The organism is Herbidospora sp. RD11066, from assembly GCF_054661255.1.
Genome location: NZ_BAAGDO010000002.1, coordinates 116,172 through 131,825, shown reverse-complemented (window position 1 = coordinate 131,825; position 15,654 = coordinate 116,172). Strand labels below are relative to the sequence as shown.

The 15,654-nt window shown below is 64.1% G+C and carries 17 protein-coding genes and 1 pseudogene; 11 read left to right on the top strand and 7 right to left on the bottom strand.

Annotation, left to right across the window (positions count from 1 at the left end):
• Positions 1 to 62: 62 nt before the first annotated feature.
• Together ACYQ78_RS07030 and ACYQ78_RS07025 are read left to right on the top strand one after the other, a co-directional pair.
• Positions 63 to 191 carry a 2TM domain-containing protein gene (locus ACYQ78_RS07030; protein ID WP_459799898.1) on the top strand — a complete coding sequence of 43 codons (129 nt, stop codon included), beginning with the start codon at positions 63 to 65 and terminating at the stop codon, positions 189 to 191.
• Positions 176 to 1,039: a bile acid:sodium symporter family protein gene (locus ACYQ78_RS07025; RefSeq protein ID WP_459799897.1), complete on the top strand. Its 864-nt coding sequence runs from the start codon at positions 176 to 178 to the stop codon at positions 1,037 to 1,039. Before ACYQ78_RS07030 ends, ACYQ78_RS07025 begins: the two co-directional genes overlap by 16 nt.
• A 22-nt stretch (positions 1,040 to 1,061) precedes the next feature.
• Here ACYQ78_RS07025 and ACYQ78_RS07020 read toward each other — a convergent pair whose 3' ends face one another.
• Both ACYQ78_RS07020 and ACYQ78_RS07015 read right to left on the bottom strand, forming a co-directional pair.
• Positions 1,062 to 2,051 (bottom strand): zinc-binding dehydrogenase, encoded by a 990-nt coding sequence (locus tag ACYQ78_RS07020; RefSeq protein WP_459799896.1) that lies wholly within the window; start codon positions 2,049 to 2,051, stop codon positions 1,062 to 1,064.
• The gene (locus ACYQ78_RS07015) at positions 2,018 to 2,209 is read right to left on the bottom strand and encodes a hypothetical protein (RefSeq protein ID WP_459799895.1); all 192 of its coding nucleotides are present in this window, start codon (positions 2,207 to 2,209) and stop codon (positions 2,018 to 2,020) included. The genes ACYQ78_RS07020 and ACYQ78_RS07015 overlap by 34 nt, the downstream gene beginning before the upstream one ends.
• Positions 2,210 to 2,282: 73 nt before the next feature.
• Between ACYQ78_RS07015 and ACYQ78_RS07010 the strand changes: the two genes are divergently transcribed.
• Together ACYQ78_RS07010 and ACYQ78_RS07005 are read left to right on the top strand one after the other, a co-directional pair.
• Positions 2,283 to 2,897 carry a TetR/AcrR family transcriptional regulator C-terminal domain-containing protein gene (locus ACYQ78_RS07010; protein ID WP_459799894.1) on the top strand — a complete coding sequence of 205 codons (615 nt, stop codon included), beginning with the start codon at positions 2,283 to 2,285 and terminating at the stop codon, positions 2,895 to 2,897.
• Between the two features lie 64 nt (positions 2,898 to 2,961).
• Positions 2,962 to 3,069, top strand: a pseudogene (locus ACYQ78_RS07005) (hypothetical protein); the annotation flags it as partial.
• Positions 3,070 to 3,140: 71 nt separating this feature from the next.
• Here the strand turns inward: ACYQ78_RS07005 and ACYQ78_RS07000 are convergent.
• Together ACYQ78_RS07000 and ACYQ78_RS06995 are read right to left on the bottom strand one after the other, a co-directional pair.
• Complete coding sequence (locus tag ACYQ78_RS07000; protein ID WP_459799893.1) at positions 3,141 to 3,506, bottom strand: tyrosine-type recombinase/integrase; 366 nt, start codon at positions 3,504 to 3,506, stop codon at positions 3,141 to 3,143.
• A 633-nt stretch (positions 3,507 to 4,139) separates the two neighbouring features.
• Positions 4,140 to 4,619, bottom strand: a complete 480-nt coding sequence (locus ACYQ78_RS06995; RefSeq protein ID WP_459799892.1) for a tyrosine-type recombinase/integrase — start codon at positions 4,617 to 4,619, stop codon at positions 4,140 to 4,142.
• Between the two features lie 653 nt (positions 4,620 to 5,272).
• On the opposite strand from ACYQ78_RS06995, the gene fxsT reads away from it, so the two are divergent.
• From fxsT to ACYQ78_RS06975, 4 genes are all read left to right on the top strand, one after another.
• On the top strand, positions 5,273 to 7,486 hold the full coding sequence (gene fxsT, locus ACYQ78_RS06990) for an FxSxx-COOH system tetratricopeptide repeat protein (protein ID WP_459799891.1): 2,214 nt from the start codon (positions 5,273 to 5,275) through the stop codon (positions 7,484 to 7,486).
• Positions 7,487 to 8,174: 688 nt separating this feature from the next.
• Positions 8,175 to 8,507, top strand: coding sequence for an HNH endonuclease (locus ACYQ78_RS06985; protein WP_459799890.1), 333 nt, complete (start codon positions 8,175 to 8,177; stop codon positions 8,505 to 8,507).
• Between the two features lie 264 nt (positions 8,508 to 8,771).
• Positions 8,772 to 8,900 (top strand): hypothetical protein, encoded by a 129-nt coding sequence (locus ACYQ78_RS06980; protein WP_459799889.1) that lies wholly within the window; start codon positions 8,772 to 8,774, stop codon positions 8,898 to 8,900.
• Positions 8,900 to 9,328, top strand: coding sequence for a phage terminase small subunit (locus ACYQ78_RS06975; RefSeq protein ID WP_459799888.1), 429 nt, complete (start codon positions 8,900 to 8,902; stop codon positions 9,326 to 9,328). Before ACYQ78_RS06980 ends, ACYQ78_RS06975 begins: the two co-directional genes overlap by 1 nt.
• Here ACYQ78_RS06975 and ACYQ78_RS06970 read toward each other — a convergent pair.
• Positions 9,311 to 9,793, bottom strand: a complete 483-nt coding sequence (locus ACYQ78_RS06970) for a hypothetical protein (RefSeq protein ID WP_459799887.1) — start codon at positions 9,791 to 9,793, stop codon at positions 9,311 to 9,313. The two genes, ACYQ78_RS06975 and ACYQ78_RS06970, sit on opposite strands and share 18 nt — an antisense overlap.
• 50 nt (positions 9,794 to 9,843) lie before the next feature.
• On the opposite strand from ACYQ78_RS06970, the gene ACYQ78_RS06965 reads away from it, so the two are divergent.
• Genes ACYQ78_RS06965 through ACYQ78_RS06955 form a run of 3 tightly spaced genes read left to right on the top strand, consistent with a single transcriptional unit; the run spans position 9,844 to position 13,472 of the window.
• Positions 9,844 to 10,668: a hypothetical protein gene (locus tag ACYQ78_RS06965; RefSeq protein ID WP_459799886.1), complete on the top strand. Its 825-nt coding sequence runs from the start codon at positions 9,844 to 9,846 to the stop codon at positions 10,666 to 10,668.
• A gap of 15 nt (positions 10,669 to 10,683) precedes the next feature.
• Positions 10,684 to 11,436, top strand: coding sequence for a terminase TerL endonuclease subunit (locus ACYQ78_RS06960; RefSeq protein ID WP_459799885.1), 753 nt, complete (start codon positions 10,684 to 10,686; stop codon positions 11,434 to 11,436).
• The gene (locus ACYQ78_RS06955; protein WP_459799884.1) at positions 11,433 to 13,472 is read left to right on the top strand and encodes a GDSL-type esterase/lipase family protein; all 2,040 of its coding nucleotides are present in this window, start codon (positions 11,433 to 11,435) and stop codon (positions 13,470 to 13,472) included. The genes ACYQ78_RS06960 and ACYQ78_RS06955 overlap by 4 nt, the downstream gene beginning before the upstream one ends.
• Positions 13,473 to 13,520: 48 nt before the next feature.
• Here the strand turns inward: ACYQ78_RS06955 and ACYQ78_RS06950 are convergent, their stop codons facing one another.
• Both ACYQ78_RS06950 and ACYQ78_RS06945 read right to left on the bottom strand, forming a co-directional pair.
• On the bottom strand, positions 13,521 to 15,044 hold the full coding sequence (locus tag ACYQ78_RS06950) for a DHA2 family efflux MFS transporter permease subunit (protein ID WP_459799883.1): 1,524 nt from the start codon (positions 15,042 to 15,044) through the stop codon (positions 13,521 to 13,523).
• A 133-nt stretch (positions 15,045 to 15,177) separates the two neighbouring features.
• Positions 15,178 to 15,648 carry an SRPBCC family protein gene (locus ACYQ78_RS06945; protein WP_459799882.1) on the bottom strand — a complete coding sequence of 157 codons (471 nt, stop codon included), beginning with the start codon at positions 15,646 to 15,648 and terminating at the stop codon, positions 15,178 to 15,180.
• Positions 15,649 to 15,654: the final 6 nt, after the last annotated feature.

Sequence of the window (15,654 nt, the reverse complement as noted above, 5' to 3'; positions counted from 1 at the left end):
CACTCGTCGTCAACTCGCGCGGCCTAACGTGCCGCATATGCAAACAATGCGCGTCCATCTGCGTGTGGCTGCTCGACGATCCCGGCGCCTTCTTCTGGCCCCTGTGGTCGATCGTCTTCTGGGGCGTCGGGCTCGCGTTCCATTACTGGAGCGTCCACGACAAGGATGGTGAATCGTGGATTCCCCGCTGATCCTCGGCAGTCTGCCTTTCGCCATCGGCGTCCTCATGCTCGGACTGGGTCTCAACCTGACCATCGACGATTTCCGCAGGGTGGCCCGTTTCCCGAAAGCGGTCGCGCTCGCCCTGCTGTGCCAGGTTCTGCTGCTGCCGGTGATCTGCTTCGCGCTGGTGCTCGCCTTCCGGCTCCCCCCGGAGCCGGCGGTCGGGCTGATGCTGGTCGCGGCCTCGCCGGGCGGCCCCATCGCCAACCTGCTCAGCCATCTGTTCGGCGGCAACGTCGCCCTGAACATCACCCTCACCGCGATCAACTCGGTGCTGGCCGTGGTCACCCTGCCGATCGTGGTGAACCTCTCGTCCGGATACTTCCTCTCCGGCGGGGCGGCCATCGGGCTGCAGGCCGGCAAGCTGCAGCAGATCTTCCTGATGGTGATCGTCCCCGTCGTCACCGGAATGCTCGTCCGCGCCCTGGCACCGAAGGTGGCCGGGCGGCTCGACCTCCCGGTCCGGGTGTTCTCGATCGTGGTCCTGCTCACGGTCGTCGCTTCGGTCCTGTACGCGGAACGCGACAACCTGGCCGGCAACTTCGCCGTGGTCGGCCTGGCCGTGCTGGCCTTCAACGTCGTCAGCCTGGTGGTCGGCTACGGCGTACCGCGCCTCGCCGGGGTCGACCACGGCACGGCCACCGCGTCCGGGTTCGAGATCGGCATCCACAACACGGCGCTCGCCGTCGCGATCGCCCTGAGCCCCGACCTGCTGAACAGCTCCGAGATCGCCGTCCCCGGCGCCGTGTACGGCATCATCCAGGTCTTCACCGCGGCCGCGTTCGGCGCGCTGATCAAACGCCCGGCCGCCCCATGACCTGCCGGTCACTGCCGAGGAGTCAGGGCGTCACGACGAGGCGTCTGCCGTGGAGGTCGGTGCGCTGCCAGGCGGTCTCGATGTCGCTCAGCGGGACCTTCTCCACGTCGAAGGTGAGCTCACCGGACCGCGTCCAGGTCACGACCTGCCCGTACACCTCACCCATGGTCTGCGGATCGAGGCCCTTGGCGGCGCCGTAGATCTCCACGCCGGAGGTGCGCAGGCTCGACGCGGCGACGGTGAGCTCGGCCCCGGCCGACTCGCCGATCTGCACCACCCGGGTCGGCCTGCCGAACGCGAACGACCTCGGCACCAGGGCCCGCAGCAGGATCTCGCCGGGCCTCCCCCACAGGTAGTCCACAACGACGTCGTAACCGTCACCCCGGGCATCGAGGTAGGCCCGCGCCAGCGCCTCGTCGGAGACCGAGGTGTTGATCACCGTATCGGCCCCGAGGTCAAGCACCTCGCGCAGCCGCTCGTCGTCGCGCCCGGTGGCGACGATCCGCCCGGCACCCAGCAGCCGGGCCACCTTGACCGCGAGCCGCCCCGCGACCCCGGTCGCCCCCTGCACCAGCACCGTCTCGCCGGAGGCGAGCCCCGCCGCCGTCCGCATCGACATCGCCGCGACGGCCGAGGCCATCACGCTCGCCACGGCCGGGTCGATGCCCTCGGGAATCGGCATGTACGACCCCTCGGACACCACCGCCTTCTCCGCGAGCGCCCCGTAGGGCGGCCGGATGTTGCCGAACCCGACGAGCGTGCCGTCGGGCAGGGCCCCGATCCCGTCGAAGGCGGGGATCACCGGAAACCGGCCGATGTACTTCTCACTGGCGTAGTGGGTCCCGGCCGCGATCGCCTTGTCGACGTTCTCGACCGCGACCGCCCTGACCTCGACGACCACCTCGCCGTCACCGGCGACCGGATCGGGAAAGTCCTCGTAGCGAGGGACGCCACCGGCCTCGTGAAGCACCGCCGCCTTCACATCGACGCCCCGAACAGCCGGGCGATCCACGTCTGCCACCCCACCAGGACGCGGGGCGGCCGGTGACCGAACCGTCCATGGCCGTGGCGGACCCGCCCCCGGTGCCCGGCCGCCCGCTCGGCGTGCGCGGGAACCCCCGGAACGCGGTGGGTCGCCCGGTGCAGCAGGTCACGGAGTGGATGACTCATCGTTGCCTCCCTGGTTTCTCTATCACTGATAGAGAACTCTATCGCTGATAGAGTGTCAAGGGAGGTGCCGGAAGTGGCTCTGGACAAGCAGCGGATCATCACCGAGGCCGTCGCGCTCCTCGACGCCGAAGGCCTCGACGGCGTGACCACGCGCAAACTGGCCGCCCGCCTCGGCGTCCGGTCGCCGACCCTCTACTGGCACATCCCGAACAAGGCCGCACTGGTCAATGCCATCGCCGAGGCGATCCTCGAGCAGCAGTTCCCCGAGATGACCCCGCCGTCGCCCGACGAGCCCTGGCAGGAATGGCTAATCGGCCTGGCCGAGCGGCTGCGCCGCGCGCTGCTGGCCCACCCCGACGGAGCCCGGATCATCTCGGCCTCCCAGCTGTCCCTCAAGATGGCGGGCATCTCCGAACTGGCGATGAGCACCCTGGTCACGCGGGGGATCCCCCTGCGCAGGGCCCGCCTGATCGTGCTGACGGTGCTGCGGTTCACGGTCGGTTATGTCCTGGAAGAGCAGACCGGTCCGCCTGACGCGGACGCTTTGAAGGACTTCGACATGGCCGCGTACGCCGCGGCGTATCCCACTGTGATCGGCGGCGTGACGGAGTACTTCCAGTCAGGCAATACCGTCGACGACCTGTTCCGCGACTGCCTGGAGCAGATCGTCCACGGCCCGGCTGTTTGACGTGTTGCTCAGCTGAACCGGGTGAAGGAGAGGCGGCGGTCGAGCGCCAGGCCACGGCACCTCAACGACGGACGTCGCCAAGGCCGCCGGAATCTCCCAGGACTACCTCTACCGGCTCTTCCCTGACACGGAAGAGGTCACAGGTTCAATCCCTGTATCGTCCACCAGATAGCCGCAGGTCACTAAGGGTTCCGGAGATTCTCCGGGGCCTTTTTTGATCTTAGAAGGTCGCGGGGAGCCAACTCAGGCGGACTTACCCGCTGCTCCGAAGATCTCGTTCATTGCTTCCGCGCCTTGAGTGATCTCCGGGCTGAGTTGCAGCCGATAGACCGACTCCGTGACGCGGGTGCCGGCGTGGCCGACGAGATCGGCGATCGTCTCGATACGGACGCCGTGAGCGCTCATGATCGAGACGAACGAGTGCCGTAGTTCGCGTGGTGTCCACGTGCCGTCGAGGCCGGCGCTCGCGGTGATGCGCTGGAACGACTTGCGGACGTTGGCGGCGTCCTTCGGAGTGCCGGTGCGGGTGGAGAACACCACGCCGTGTTCCTGCCACGCCTCGCCCGCGCGGAGCTTCTGACGGCGGTTACCATCGTGGCATGAGGGCACGCACGCGACGCCAGCAGGGCAATAGCCCGCAGCGTCCTTGGCGTGTGATCCTCCTGTCAGGCGCAACGATGCTCTTCAGCGTTGCCGCGAACTTCAGTGAGTTTCCTACCTTGCCTCAGATCATGTTCGGGCTCGCTGCGTGTGCGACCACTGCGGTGCTAGCTGCTTCACCATTTAAAAAAACCCTCTGCAAATTACTTATCGAAAGTAACGCTTAACCAGTGACATGCACCGGGCGTCGGAAGGGCCACGTGACGGACGGTGAGGAGACGTCGGCTAGCGGCGGATACCAAGCGTTGCGAGCTCGACACCATCCCGACCAGCGGGCACTGTGAAAATCGATGTTGGAGGTCAGGCGGCCTCCTCCGTCGCCTACGCGCCACGGGAGCCAGTTGTGGGAGCCAACACCCTCCGGCTCCCACAGACCCACCGCGACCTCCCTCAGGCGTTGATGCAGGTGAGAGACCCACGAATCGACTCAGCACGACCTGTACGAAACCGCGAAATTTCCCTGAGACGGAAGAGGTCACAGGTTCAATCTCTGTATCGTCCACCAGTTGTTGCAGGTCAGGAAGGGTTTCGGAGAATCTCCGGAGCCCTTTTTTTGATCTTAGAAGGTCGCGGGGAGCCAACTCAGGCGAACTTACCCTGTACCCCGAAGATCTCGTTCATTGCCTCTGCACTTTGGGTGATCTCCGGGCTGAGCTGGAGTCGGTAGACCGACTTGGTGACGCGGGTGCCGGCGTGGCCGACGAGGTCGGCGATCGTCTCGATACGGACGCCATAGGCGCTCATGATCGAGACGAATGAGTGCCGGAGTTCGCGTGGCGTCCACGTGCCGTCGAGGCCAGCGCTCGCGGTGATGCGCTGGAACGACTTGCGGACCGTTGGCGGCGCCCTTCGGGTTCCGGTACGGTCGGCGAAGGCCATGCCGCGTTCCCGCCACACCCTACCGACGCGGAGTTCCTGTTCAGCCTGTCGGGTGTGTTGGCGTCGCAACGTGGCCCCGTGAGTGGGAACGTCGAGGGTACGGCGCGAGGCGGTGGTCTTTGGTGTCGATACCGCACATCCCACCTCCCGGGTAGCGAAGACGAACGAGCCAGCTAGATCCATACCTAGCTGAACTTCTGTGCGCGCACGAGGCCATCTCTGAACTAGATGGGCGACAAGCCTCCCCATCTGGTTGTCTCACACGGCAAGATTGGATCGTGCGGATTCATGAGGCTAAGGAACGAACTGGCTACCGGCGCATCCTGAGATGGGTCGGAGTGTCATTCTCATGTCTTCTTTTTACGGCTGGGTTAACGGGTATCTTTTTAACGGACCTTATTGCTTCGGGCGCTACCCTGGAGGTCCTAGATAAACGCGCAAGCGTGGCTAGCATGTTCATTGGTCTTTTCGGACTAGTGTTGACTGGTGCCGGCTTGTGGGCCCAGCTTCGGCGAAAGCATAACGCTGTCGAACCAGCCGATGCTTTGACTACAGAGCCTACTGCCTCAATTGAGCCCCCTCAACATTCCCGCCACTTGTTCCTGAATCACATAAATCAGCTGCGGCTAATCACTGGCGATCCATCGAACGATCAGCTAAGCGAGCTTTCAGGATTACCCATTCTCGCCATTGAACGCTTAATGAATTACCCGCCTAATCAACTACCGGATTGGGACGAGTGCATCGCCCCCTTTCTCGGAGCATTCCGAAAATTGGTGGAGACCAAAGGCATAAGTAACTCAGACCTAATTCTGGGTACCATGGACACTTGGAGGATGGCATACGAATCCGCCAATGCCGGAAGTCGGCCACGTAACCCACTGACTCCGTTTGCTGCTGCCAGCGATATGGAACCACTAATCATCGGAGGTCAACTTCCCGTAAAAGTCAATTTCACTGGAAGGGCGGGTGAGGTTTTGCGATTAAGACATGTACTGGCATGCCGGCACGACGCCCCAACTTGCCTGGTCGGACAAGGAGGAACCGGAAAAACCCAAATCGCCCGAGAATATATTCGTCGCTTCGAATCAATTTATGAGGTGATTTGGTGGGTGCGGGCGGAGGATCCGTCCCTAATTAACGCGTCGCTGGCATCCCTTGCCAGCCAACTCAATCTAGACATCACAGATCCGCATTTTCGTCAGGTGCTATTCGATACGCTACGGTCACCAGAGCATACTGGGCGATGGCTCATAGTTTACGACAATGTCGAAGACCCAAGCTCCATTACACCATTTCTTCCACTAGGTGGTGGGGATGTTCTCATCACTACTAGAGATAGGCGATGGATCCAGGCTGGATACATCATTGAAATAGATAGTTTTTCGCGAGCCGATAGCGTAGCGGTAATACTAGACAGGGCGCCGCATTTATCTGAGATCGAATCGCAGTTGATCTCTGATAAAGTTGGAGACTTGCCCATCGCCGTAGTTCAAGCGGCTACTTACATAGCGGAGACAGGAATTTCCGCGCCGGAATATATGCGCCTCCTGGATGAACGCACTGCTGAAATTCTTGACGAGGGACTTCCCGCAGACTATCAAGCCTCACTTACGTCTACATGGCTTCTCTCTCTAGATCACCTCGCTAAGACCTGTCCTCCCGCTGTCAGCCTCCTGCACAGATGCGCATTCTTCGGAGCTGAATCCATTCCGCGAGAGTTACTCAAAGAGGGTGCTCTACCCCTAGCGGGTGATTCAGCTGAAGTATTTCGCGATCCGCTTATGCTCGGCGTTGCAATCCGAGAGCTTCAACGTTTTGGGCTAATGCGCATGGATGCCGGGGAACTCAGACTCCAAATGCATCGGCTTCTTCGTTCCTTATTACGCCAAAAAATGAGCAAGCGACTGCGCCAGTCGTGTCGCCATGATGTGCACCTACTACTGGTCGGTGCATACAAGAGCAAGTCGATGGAATCAAATAACGACCCAATACTTAGCCAGATAGTCGGACACGCACACGCATCCCAACTTAACCGATGCAGTAACTCGGCAGCCAAAACTCTTTCAGGCGTACTCGATCAATATCTTCAGTCGCCTACTGCCGATGAAATCCGAACGACTAGCCGCCAATGGCATCCAAGCAGTGCCGGCACATCAATTTTGATCAACCTAGAGGATTCGGATTGGCTTCGACTTACGAAGCAGTTGGCACGCGGCGATTGCTTTCCAATTTTTGGACCAGACTCATCAAAGCAATATCAAGATGCCTTGAGATCAGTCAGCAAAAGGATCGCACACGAGTGCGGATATCCCGGAAACGATGTCACAGCACTACCCTACGTCGCCGAATATGCGTCCATGAGCATGCCCAGCAGGAGCGATTTCGGACACTATGTTGCCAACCTAATCAGGGAAGAGTTACAGGATGATCCAACTGAGATACAGAGACTGCTGTCATCATTCCCCATTGACAGTTATTTCATTGAAACTTTTGACGGCAGCCTGAAACGTGGTCTCGAAGAGGCCGGGCGGATCCCGGCAACTAGAATATCGGATCTATTTGACGAGTTATGGGGTCGCGGAACAGCGATTGAAAATCCCACGCCGGAGCGCCCACTTATTTTCCACTATATGGGAGCATATTCTGCCCCTGAAACCATGATACTGAGATACAGCGATCATGTGAACTTAAGATTTAGGGAAGCTGAAAGTGAATGGGTTGGACAACATCACTGGCCCATCCATATCCGTTCTAGCATTTCCAGTCGCCCCTTACTTTTTATTGGCCCAGCGATATGGTCACCACATGGAATTCTAGAAGGGGCGGCACGAAGAATCCCTAGGAGTAACCGGCGACGCCATATATTCGTCATCGATTCATCTACTATTGACACGTCCAATGCATCCCGCGATCAATTAGTGGACTTGGTGATGTCTCGCCTGCCTGGCGACTGGAGCGCCTCTCTCTTCATAGGTAGCATTGATTCATTCGCAGCGGAGCTTCGCGCAAGATTGGAGTCTCAGCAATCTAGCAACCAAAGTGCATGATGGGCATGTCGCCAAATCGCACTCAGCGATTGGGCAGCGCAAGGGTCGGGAGTGCCCAGCGATGTTGCTCTCTGGGGGTCCCGGGAGCCAATCCGGGGAGCCAACGTCTTCTGGCGCCCTTGGACCCGCCGCGACCCCCTCAGAGTGTTGCTACAGGTGAGAGGCTCACGAATCGACTCAGCCCGACTTGCATCGACCTGCGATATTTCCCTGACACGGAAGAGGTCACAGGTTCAATCCCTGTATCGTCCACCAGTTCGCACAGCACGCCAGGTCTGACCTGGTCAAATACGAACAGAAGCCCCAGCTCACGGCACCCGCCGAGAGTCTGGGGCTTTCGTTGTTTGCGGTTGATTGCGGTCCTTCTCAGCACCAGTGCTGACTTCGTGAAGACCTCACCCCCACCGGGAGCCGACGCGCTCCCCTCCCCCTCGGACCTTTCTGGAAAGTCCGACAGATAGCTGTGGGGAAGGGGATAGGGGGATGGGGTACCGGGGTGACAAGAGGCTCCCTCAAGAGCCTCTAACCAGGGACTTACTTACTCCATCTAAGGGCCCTCACGGGCCCTACAAGAACTCCGATTACTGGATCGCCTCCAGGCGATTCTAGAGAGTCCTTCTGGGCCTGAAGGCCCCTCTGGAACCGTTCCCCCAACCCCACTACGACTCCAGCTTGGGGGTGCTTCGCCGTGCCCAAGGCACCCTCCAAATGCCTAGAGTCAGGCTGCCGAAGGCCAGCCTTCACCCGGGGCCGGTGTGAGATCCACTACGTGCCCTGGACGGTCATCAGCGCCCGCAACCAGACGCGGCCCAAGAACGCCGCGACCCTGATCCGCAGAGTGCGCTTCCGCGACCGCGAGAGCTGCTACGTCTGCGGGCGCCCCGGCCGGATCGTTGACCACAAGATCCCCGTCGCTGAGGGCGGCTCCTGGGACATGAGCAACCTGGCCTGCATCTGCGATCCATGCCACGAGACGAAGTCAGCCCAAGAAGCTGCACGAGGGAGGTCGAGACGCCGATGACCTCCTGTCCGGGCTACTGCGGCTCCTGTCCGACCCCCTGCTTCCTGCGCATTGTGGTCGTCCCCGAGGTCGCCTACAGCGACCTGGCCGACGATTTGAGCAAGCCCGACGCCGACGCCCTGGGCTGCAAGCGCTGGGAGAACCCGAGCGCCACCTGCTCAGCCGCCGCGTGCATCGGCAAACTTCTTCTGCTGGCGAGAGATCGCCTCCGACGACGGGGCCTCGTAGGCCCCTTCCTTCTTTCTTCTCCCCTGGGGGTCGCACATGGCCAAGCACATCAAGCCTGCCGATGAGGAGTTCGCGGAGTCTCAGGACGCCGAGACTCTCGTCCACCCGGCCGAGCCGGTGTACGTCGCACGGTCCGGGCGGTACCGCTTTGTCCGGGAACTCTGATGGCGGGCCGGGGACCGGCCCCGAAGGAGAACGCGGTCCGCAGGAACGCCGTCGACTTGTCTCATCTGGAGGGCGACCCCGACGTCCCCGACCGGATGCGCAAGGTGTTCAAGAGGGATGGCTACTCGGTAGCGACCCAGAGGTGGTGGGACACCTGGGCGGAGAGTGACCAGGCCGAGAGCTTCAAGGCCACCGACTGGCAGCGGCTCCAGATGCTCGCCCCGCTCGTCGAGGCGTACTTCCGGCGTCCAGGTCACAACGCCCTGGCCGAGATCCGGCAGAACGAATCGCTGTTGGGGGCTACGGTCACGGACCGGATGCGCCTCCGCATGAACAAGGCCGAGCCCAAGAAGGGCGACGAGGTCCCAGACACGCTCCCCGAGAACGTGAAGGACCTGGAGCTCTACCGGTCACTCAGCGGGACTTGATTCACCTTCGAGCTCGCGCATGTCTGCCTTCCCCGCTCGAAGTGCTTTGTACGCGCGCCTCGCCTTCTCAGCCTCGGATCTGCCGTCATACCAGGAGGTCTGAAGCTTTGGCCACCACTCGCCCAGCTTCTCCGGGTTCTTGAAGAGGTATACGAGGGTGGATACTCCGCCAGTGCCGAGCACACCGGTTATGAGCAGCTCAACCGTAAGAGGGCTGTTCACCGATACTCGGCTCACGACCGGCCGCCTGAAGCTAGCAAAGTACTTTCTGCGATAGGTCTCCGACGTGTCTATTACTGATGCTTCGATGCGTTTCAGACGGCCTGCTTTAACGATCGTTACGGCGTAGTTGCTCAGATCGTCAAGCGCCGCAACCACATCCTCCAATGGCCAGGCATTCTCCCGCCTCCAGGTCACCTCAACGATCCAAGAGGTCCGGGCGGTACCGCTCGTTAACTCCGTCACAAATTCCAGATCGTAGTAGCGCCCCCCGCGGGCCGGGGGGGTGATGTCTGTTGCAAACAGGCAACCTCCCTGAGGGCGTACCACATCCGTCCCGCAGCCTGGGATATCAGATCCTCCGCTGGGCCGAGAAGTACATCGTCCAGCCGGACGGCGAGACCGCCGGAGATCCCTGGCAGTTCACGACCGAGCAGAAGCGCTTCATCCTCTGGCTCTACGCAATCGACGCCAAGGGCAAGTGGCTCTACAACTCGGCCTGCCTGCGGCGGAGCAAGGGGTGGGGCAAGACGCCGGTCCTGGCGGCGCTGGCCATCATCGAGTTCATCGGGCCCGCGCGGTTCAGCCACTTCGACAAGAACGGCTTCCCGGTCGGCAAGGCGGTCCGCCTCCCACTGATCCAGATCGCGGCCACCTCGATCGACCAGACCGCAAACACGCGGGACATGATCCGGGGCATGCAGGCGAGTTCGCCGGCCGAGGTCGAGTACGACCTTGAGATCGGCAAGGAGAGAATCCAGTTCCGCTCCGGCCGCCCCGGGCGTATCGAGCCGGTGACCAGCTCCAGCCGCACCCTGGAAGGTGCGCGGCCCACCTTCGTGGTCGGCGACGAGACGCATCACTGGGTCCCGAGCAACGGCGGCACGACGGTATTCGAGACGCTCGACCGTAACGTCCGTAAGACCTCGGGCGCGGGCTCACGCTTCGTGGAGTCCACTAATGCTCACAACCCGAATGAAGATAGCGTCGCCCAGCGCACCTACGAGGCGTACCAGAAGAAGCCGAGCGGCAAGCTTCTGTACGACTGCGTTGAGGCCGAGTCGGACGAGATTGACCTCACCGACATGGACGCCGTCGAGCCGGGCCTGAAGCAGGCTTAAGGCGACTCACACTGGGTGGACATCCAGGGCCTGCTCGACGCCATCCAGGACCCTCGAACCTCGCAGGCGCAGGCGTATCGCTTCTACCTGGACAAGATTCAGGAGAGCGCGGACCAGTGGATGGCCCGGCCCATCTGGGATGGCCTGGCCGACTCGGACGACCCGATCAAGGCCGACGACCAGATCGCCATCGGCTTCGACGGCTCGCTCTACTCCGACTCCACAGCGATCGTCGGCGCGAGGCAGCGCGACGGGAAGCTGTTCCTGATCCACCTCGACGAGCAGCCCGACCCGAAGGAAGTCGGCCAGAAGCGGGCCGACGAATGGCAGGTCGACACCCTCTTGGTCGACAAGAGGATGCGCGAGGCGTTCGCCACCTACCGCGTCGAGCGGGTCTACGCCGACCCCTCGTACTGGCAGAACGTCGTCGGCAACTGGGCTCTCGACTTCAGGGAGAAGGACCGGGACACCCGGGACATCGTCTTCGAGTTCAGCCCGGCCCGAGCCAAGCAGATGTGCGAGGCCGTCGAACGGCTGCACACCGCCGCCCATCTGGCCGAGGACATCAAGCACGACGGCAACCCGGACTTGGCCCGCCACATCGGCCACGCCGTCACTTACGAAGTCCCTCAGGGCCACTTGATCCGCAAGGAATCGAAGAAGTCCAAGAAGAAGATCGACGCCGCTGTCGCGACGGTCTTGGCGTACGAAGCGCGAGCCGAGGCCATTGCTGACGGGCGCATGCGCGTGCGCCGTGAGGCGGAATGACCTTCGGTATCGTCGGAGTGCGCGGGTGGAGACGGATCGCGGTCGCGGTCATGGTCTTGGTCACGCTGGTGGTGAACCTGGCGCAGACCGCGCAGACCGCCCACGCGGCCGACACGCTGCCCACCGACTACACGATGTCCTTCCCGATCCCCGCGGACGTCGACCGGGCCACACTGCAGGGGCTGGTGGACGACATCAACAGTCGTCCCGGGCAGCTGAGCGACAGCTTCCACGAGTGGTCGAACCTCTACGGGGTCACCGTCCCCGACGCCGGGTTCTCGATCGAGGCGGACTTCGACGGCGTCGTCTCGGTGTCGGGCTCCGAGCTGCTGCTCACGATCGAGCCCGACGAGGCCCACGCCCAGGATCTGACCTGGTGGCAGACGGTGCTGGTCTACGCCGCCACCGTGGTGATGCAGATCGTCATGCGCGCCATGTGCGTGGGCTTCTTCGCCGCCGCCAGCGGGGGCACGGCGACCCTCCCCGCCATCACGCTCTGTGCCGCCGGGGCCGCCTTCCTCCAGCAGTTCGTCTTCCAGATGATCCGCATCCTCACCTCCGGCCAGCAGGCGAAATTGGAGAAGTGGGGCGAGGCGTTCGGGCTGTCCCTCGTCGCGGCCCTCGGAGCGGGGGCCTGGGAGGCGAAGGTCAGCCAGTTCGCCAAGGGCCTCCTGCCGAAGTGGTTCGGGGTGGTGGGGACCTGGCTGGAGAAGCAGGCCGAGGTCTTCAACCAGTGGTGGGAGGGGGTCGGTGCCGCCTTCTACCGCTTCTCGGTGAAGCTCAAAGCCGAAGGCGGCGCCTTCGTCGACGCCCTCGTCAAGGCGTGGAGTTCGGCCGCGCCCGGCGCCGTGTCGAGTCTTCGGGTCCTCCCACAGGGCGACTCGATCACCTACGGGGTCGGGACCTCGGACAACTCCAGCTACCGGGCCCGGCTGTCGAGCCTGCTCCTCGCCGGATGCGTGGACCGCGTCGACTACGTCGGTTCGCAGCGGAACGGCACGCTGGCCGACAAGGACCATGAGGGCCACCCGGGCTGGACGATCGGCCAGATCGGCTCGATCGCGCCCTGCACCATCCGGCAGTACCGGCCGAACGTCGTCACGCTGCACATCGGCACCAACGACATGGCGCGCAACGTCGCGGTCGACACCGCCCCCGACCGGTTACGCTCCCTCATCCGGAGGATCACCGACCAGGCTCCGGAGACCACGGTCCTGGTCTCCACCCTCATCCCGTCGACGGTCCCGACGAGCATGAACCGCATCCAGCGCTACAACGAGGCGATTCCAGGCATCGTCGCGGAGTTCCAGCGGCTGGGCCGGTTCGTCCACCTGGTCGACATGAGTGCGGTGGGGACGGCCGACCTCACCGACTCCCTCCACCCGAACGCCAACGGGTTCCGCAAGATGGGCGACGCCTTCCACAGGACGATCAGCACCATCGGCGTCTTCAGCGCCAAGAACGGCTTCCCCGACGCCTGCGGCATCGGCCCCGACACCGGCGCGGGCGGCGGCACCACGGGCGGCGTGGAGAACCCGACGACCAGCACCATGAACGGCTGGCGCCACAACGGCCAGATCGCCTCCGGCGTGGGTGCCACCCGCGACGAGGTGCGCTTCGCCGACCTGAACGGCGACGGCCGGGACGACTACCTCGTGGTCGGCGCGCAGGCGCAGGTGACGGCCTGGTTCAACACCCCCGGTGGTGGCGGTGGCGTCTCGTGGGTGTCCCAGGGCGAGATCGCCTCGGGCTTCGGCATCCCCGCGGCGCTGATCGACTTCGCCGACATCGACGGCGACCGGCGCGACGACTACCTCGTGGTCAGCGAGTGGGGCCGGATCTGGGCCTGGCGCAACAACCGGGGCGGCGGCACGACCTGGATCTCCGAGGGCCAGATCGCGACCGGTGTCGGCGCCACCCGCGACCGGCTCTTCCTGGCCGACTTCAACGGCGATCTCCGGGACGACTACCTGGTCTCCTCCGCCGCGGGGGTCGTGACGGCCTGGACCAACAACGGTCTGGTCCGCAAGGGCTGACCCCCTGCGGGCCCGCCCCGACTGCGGGGCGGGCCTGCGCAAGGGGCCTCACCGGCCGGTGAGGCTCTCGGCGGCGGCGTCCACGTGCTTGGCCTGGCGGGCGGGCATGAAGACGATGCTCAGGATCGCGCCGATGAGGGTGACGGCGGCGCAGGCGTACAGGACGACGTTCTCGGCGTCGATGTAGGCCGACTGCGCGGTGGACACCAAAGCCGGGTTGGCCAGCCGGGCCGCGACGGCGACGGCTCCGGCCACCGAGTCGTGGACGGTGTCGGCGGCGGCCTGCGGCAGGCCCGTGGTGTCGACGCCGTCGACGTAGGTCTGGGAGAGCAGGCTGCCCAGCAGGGCGACGCCGACGGCGCCTCCGGCCTGGCGGAGGGTCATGGTGATGGCGGTGCCCGATCCGGCGCGTTCGGGGGGCAGGACCGCGAGGACGGCGTCCATCGAGGGGGTGAGCGCGGCGCCGATGCCGAGTCCGGCGATCGCGTACCAGAGGGCGGCGAACTCGTAACCGCTGGACATGTCGGTGTTGGCGCCGACGACCAGGCCGATGGTGGTGATCAGCAGACCGGCCACGATGGGGATCCGGTGGCCGATGCGCCCGGCGATGCGGGTGCCGCCGCCGACTCCGACGACGAAGCCGCCGATGAGGGGCAGCAGGCGCACGCCGCTGTCGAAGGCGTCGTAGCCGAGGACGAACTGGAGGTACTGCGGCACGACGAAGAGCAGGCCGAACAGGGCGAAGCTGGTGATGGTGGCGTTGATGTTGCCCCAGAGGAACTGCCGGCCGCGGAACAGCGACAGGTCGATCATCGGCTGCGGGGTGCGCAACTCCCACCAGACGAAGGCGGCGATCAGCACGCCCGAGACGGCGAGCGCGGTGAGCACCAGCGGGTCACCCCATCCCAGGTCGGGGGCCTCGATGACGCCGTACACGAAGATCATGAGCCCGGCGGTGGACAGCAGCGCGCCGACCACGTCGGTGCGCGGCGGGTGGGGGTCGCGCGACTCGGGGAGCAGGACCGCGATCGCGATCATGGCCGCCACCACGATGGGGACGTTGACCAGGAAGATGGAGCCCCACCAGAACTGCTCCAGCAGGTAGCCGCCGATGATCGGGCCGAGCGGGACCCCGGCGCCCATGCCCATGACCACGATGGACAGGGCCTTCCCCCGCTCCTCGGGCGGGAAGAGGCCGGTGAGCGCGGCCAGCGTGCTCGGCATGATCATCGCGGCGCCGACGCCCAGCAGCGCGCGTGCGCCGACGACCAGGCCGACGGAGTCCGCCCACGCCGCCAGCAGGGAGGCTAAAGCGAAGATCGCGAGTCCGCCCTGGAGGATCCGGCGCCTGCCGACCCGGTCGGCGATCGCGCCGAAGGGAAGTAACAGGCCGGCGAAGACCAGGATGTAGGCGTTGACGATCCACTGCAGCCCGTCGGTGCCGGTGGACAGCTCGGCGGCCATGGTGGGCAGCGCCACGTTCATGATGGTGATGTCGAAGCCGATGGTGAGCACTGACAACGTCAGCGCGCCGACCGCGAACCATCGTCGGCGCGAGGTGAGCTGGGACATGACGAACTCCGATTCGGATGGACGAAGGCATGCCGGACCGGCGGCGTGGCATCGCGAGGCGCGTCAGGCCGCAAGTGGGTGCTACAGCAGGTCTAGAACAATACAGTAGACCCTGAATTCAGGGAATCCTGAATCATTCGAGGTGCTCCTTGAGCCGGCGCAGGGTGAGCCGCATGGTCCGCCGGTTGTGCGCGGCCCGGTCGCGCACCCCCGAGACGATGACCGCCAGAACTCGCATGAACAGGCCGCGATGGTCGTCCCAGACCTCGGTGACGCGGGTGGCCGCGCCCTGGTCGAGCGGCTCCAGCCGGTAGCTCCAGGTGGCGATCGGCAGGCCGATGGCGGCGCTGGTGAAGGTGAACTCCCGGCCCGCCTCCGCGGTGTCCACGGTGCAGTGGGTGGACCACCGCCGCACCGACTGGCGGCGGTTGTGGCCGGTGAAACGGTCACCGGCCTTGAGCGGTCCGGCGGATCCCCGCACCGTGGCGCCGGTGCACTCGGGGCTGAACCTCCCTATCTGGGTGACGTCCACGATCTGGCTGTAGACGGTGTCCGGGGGGACGGCGATGTCGACGGTCTCCTCGACATGGGTCTGCCGGGCCATGAGCCC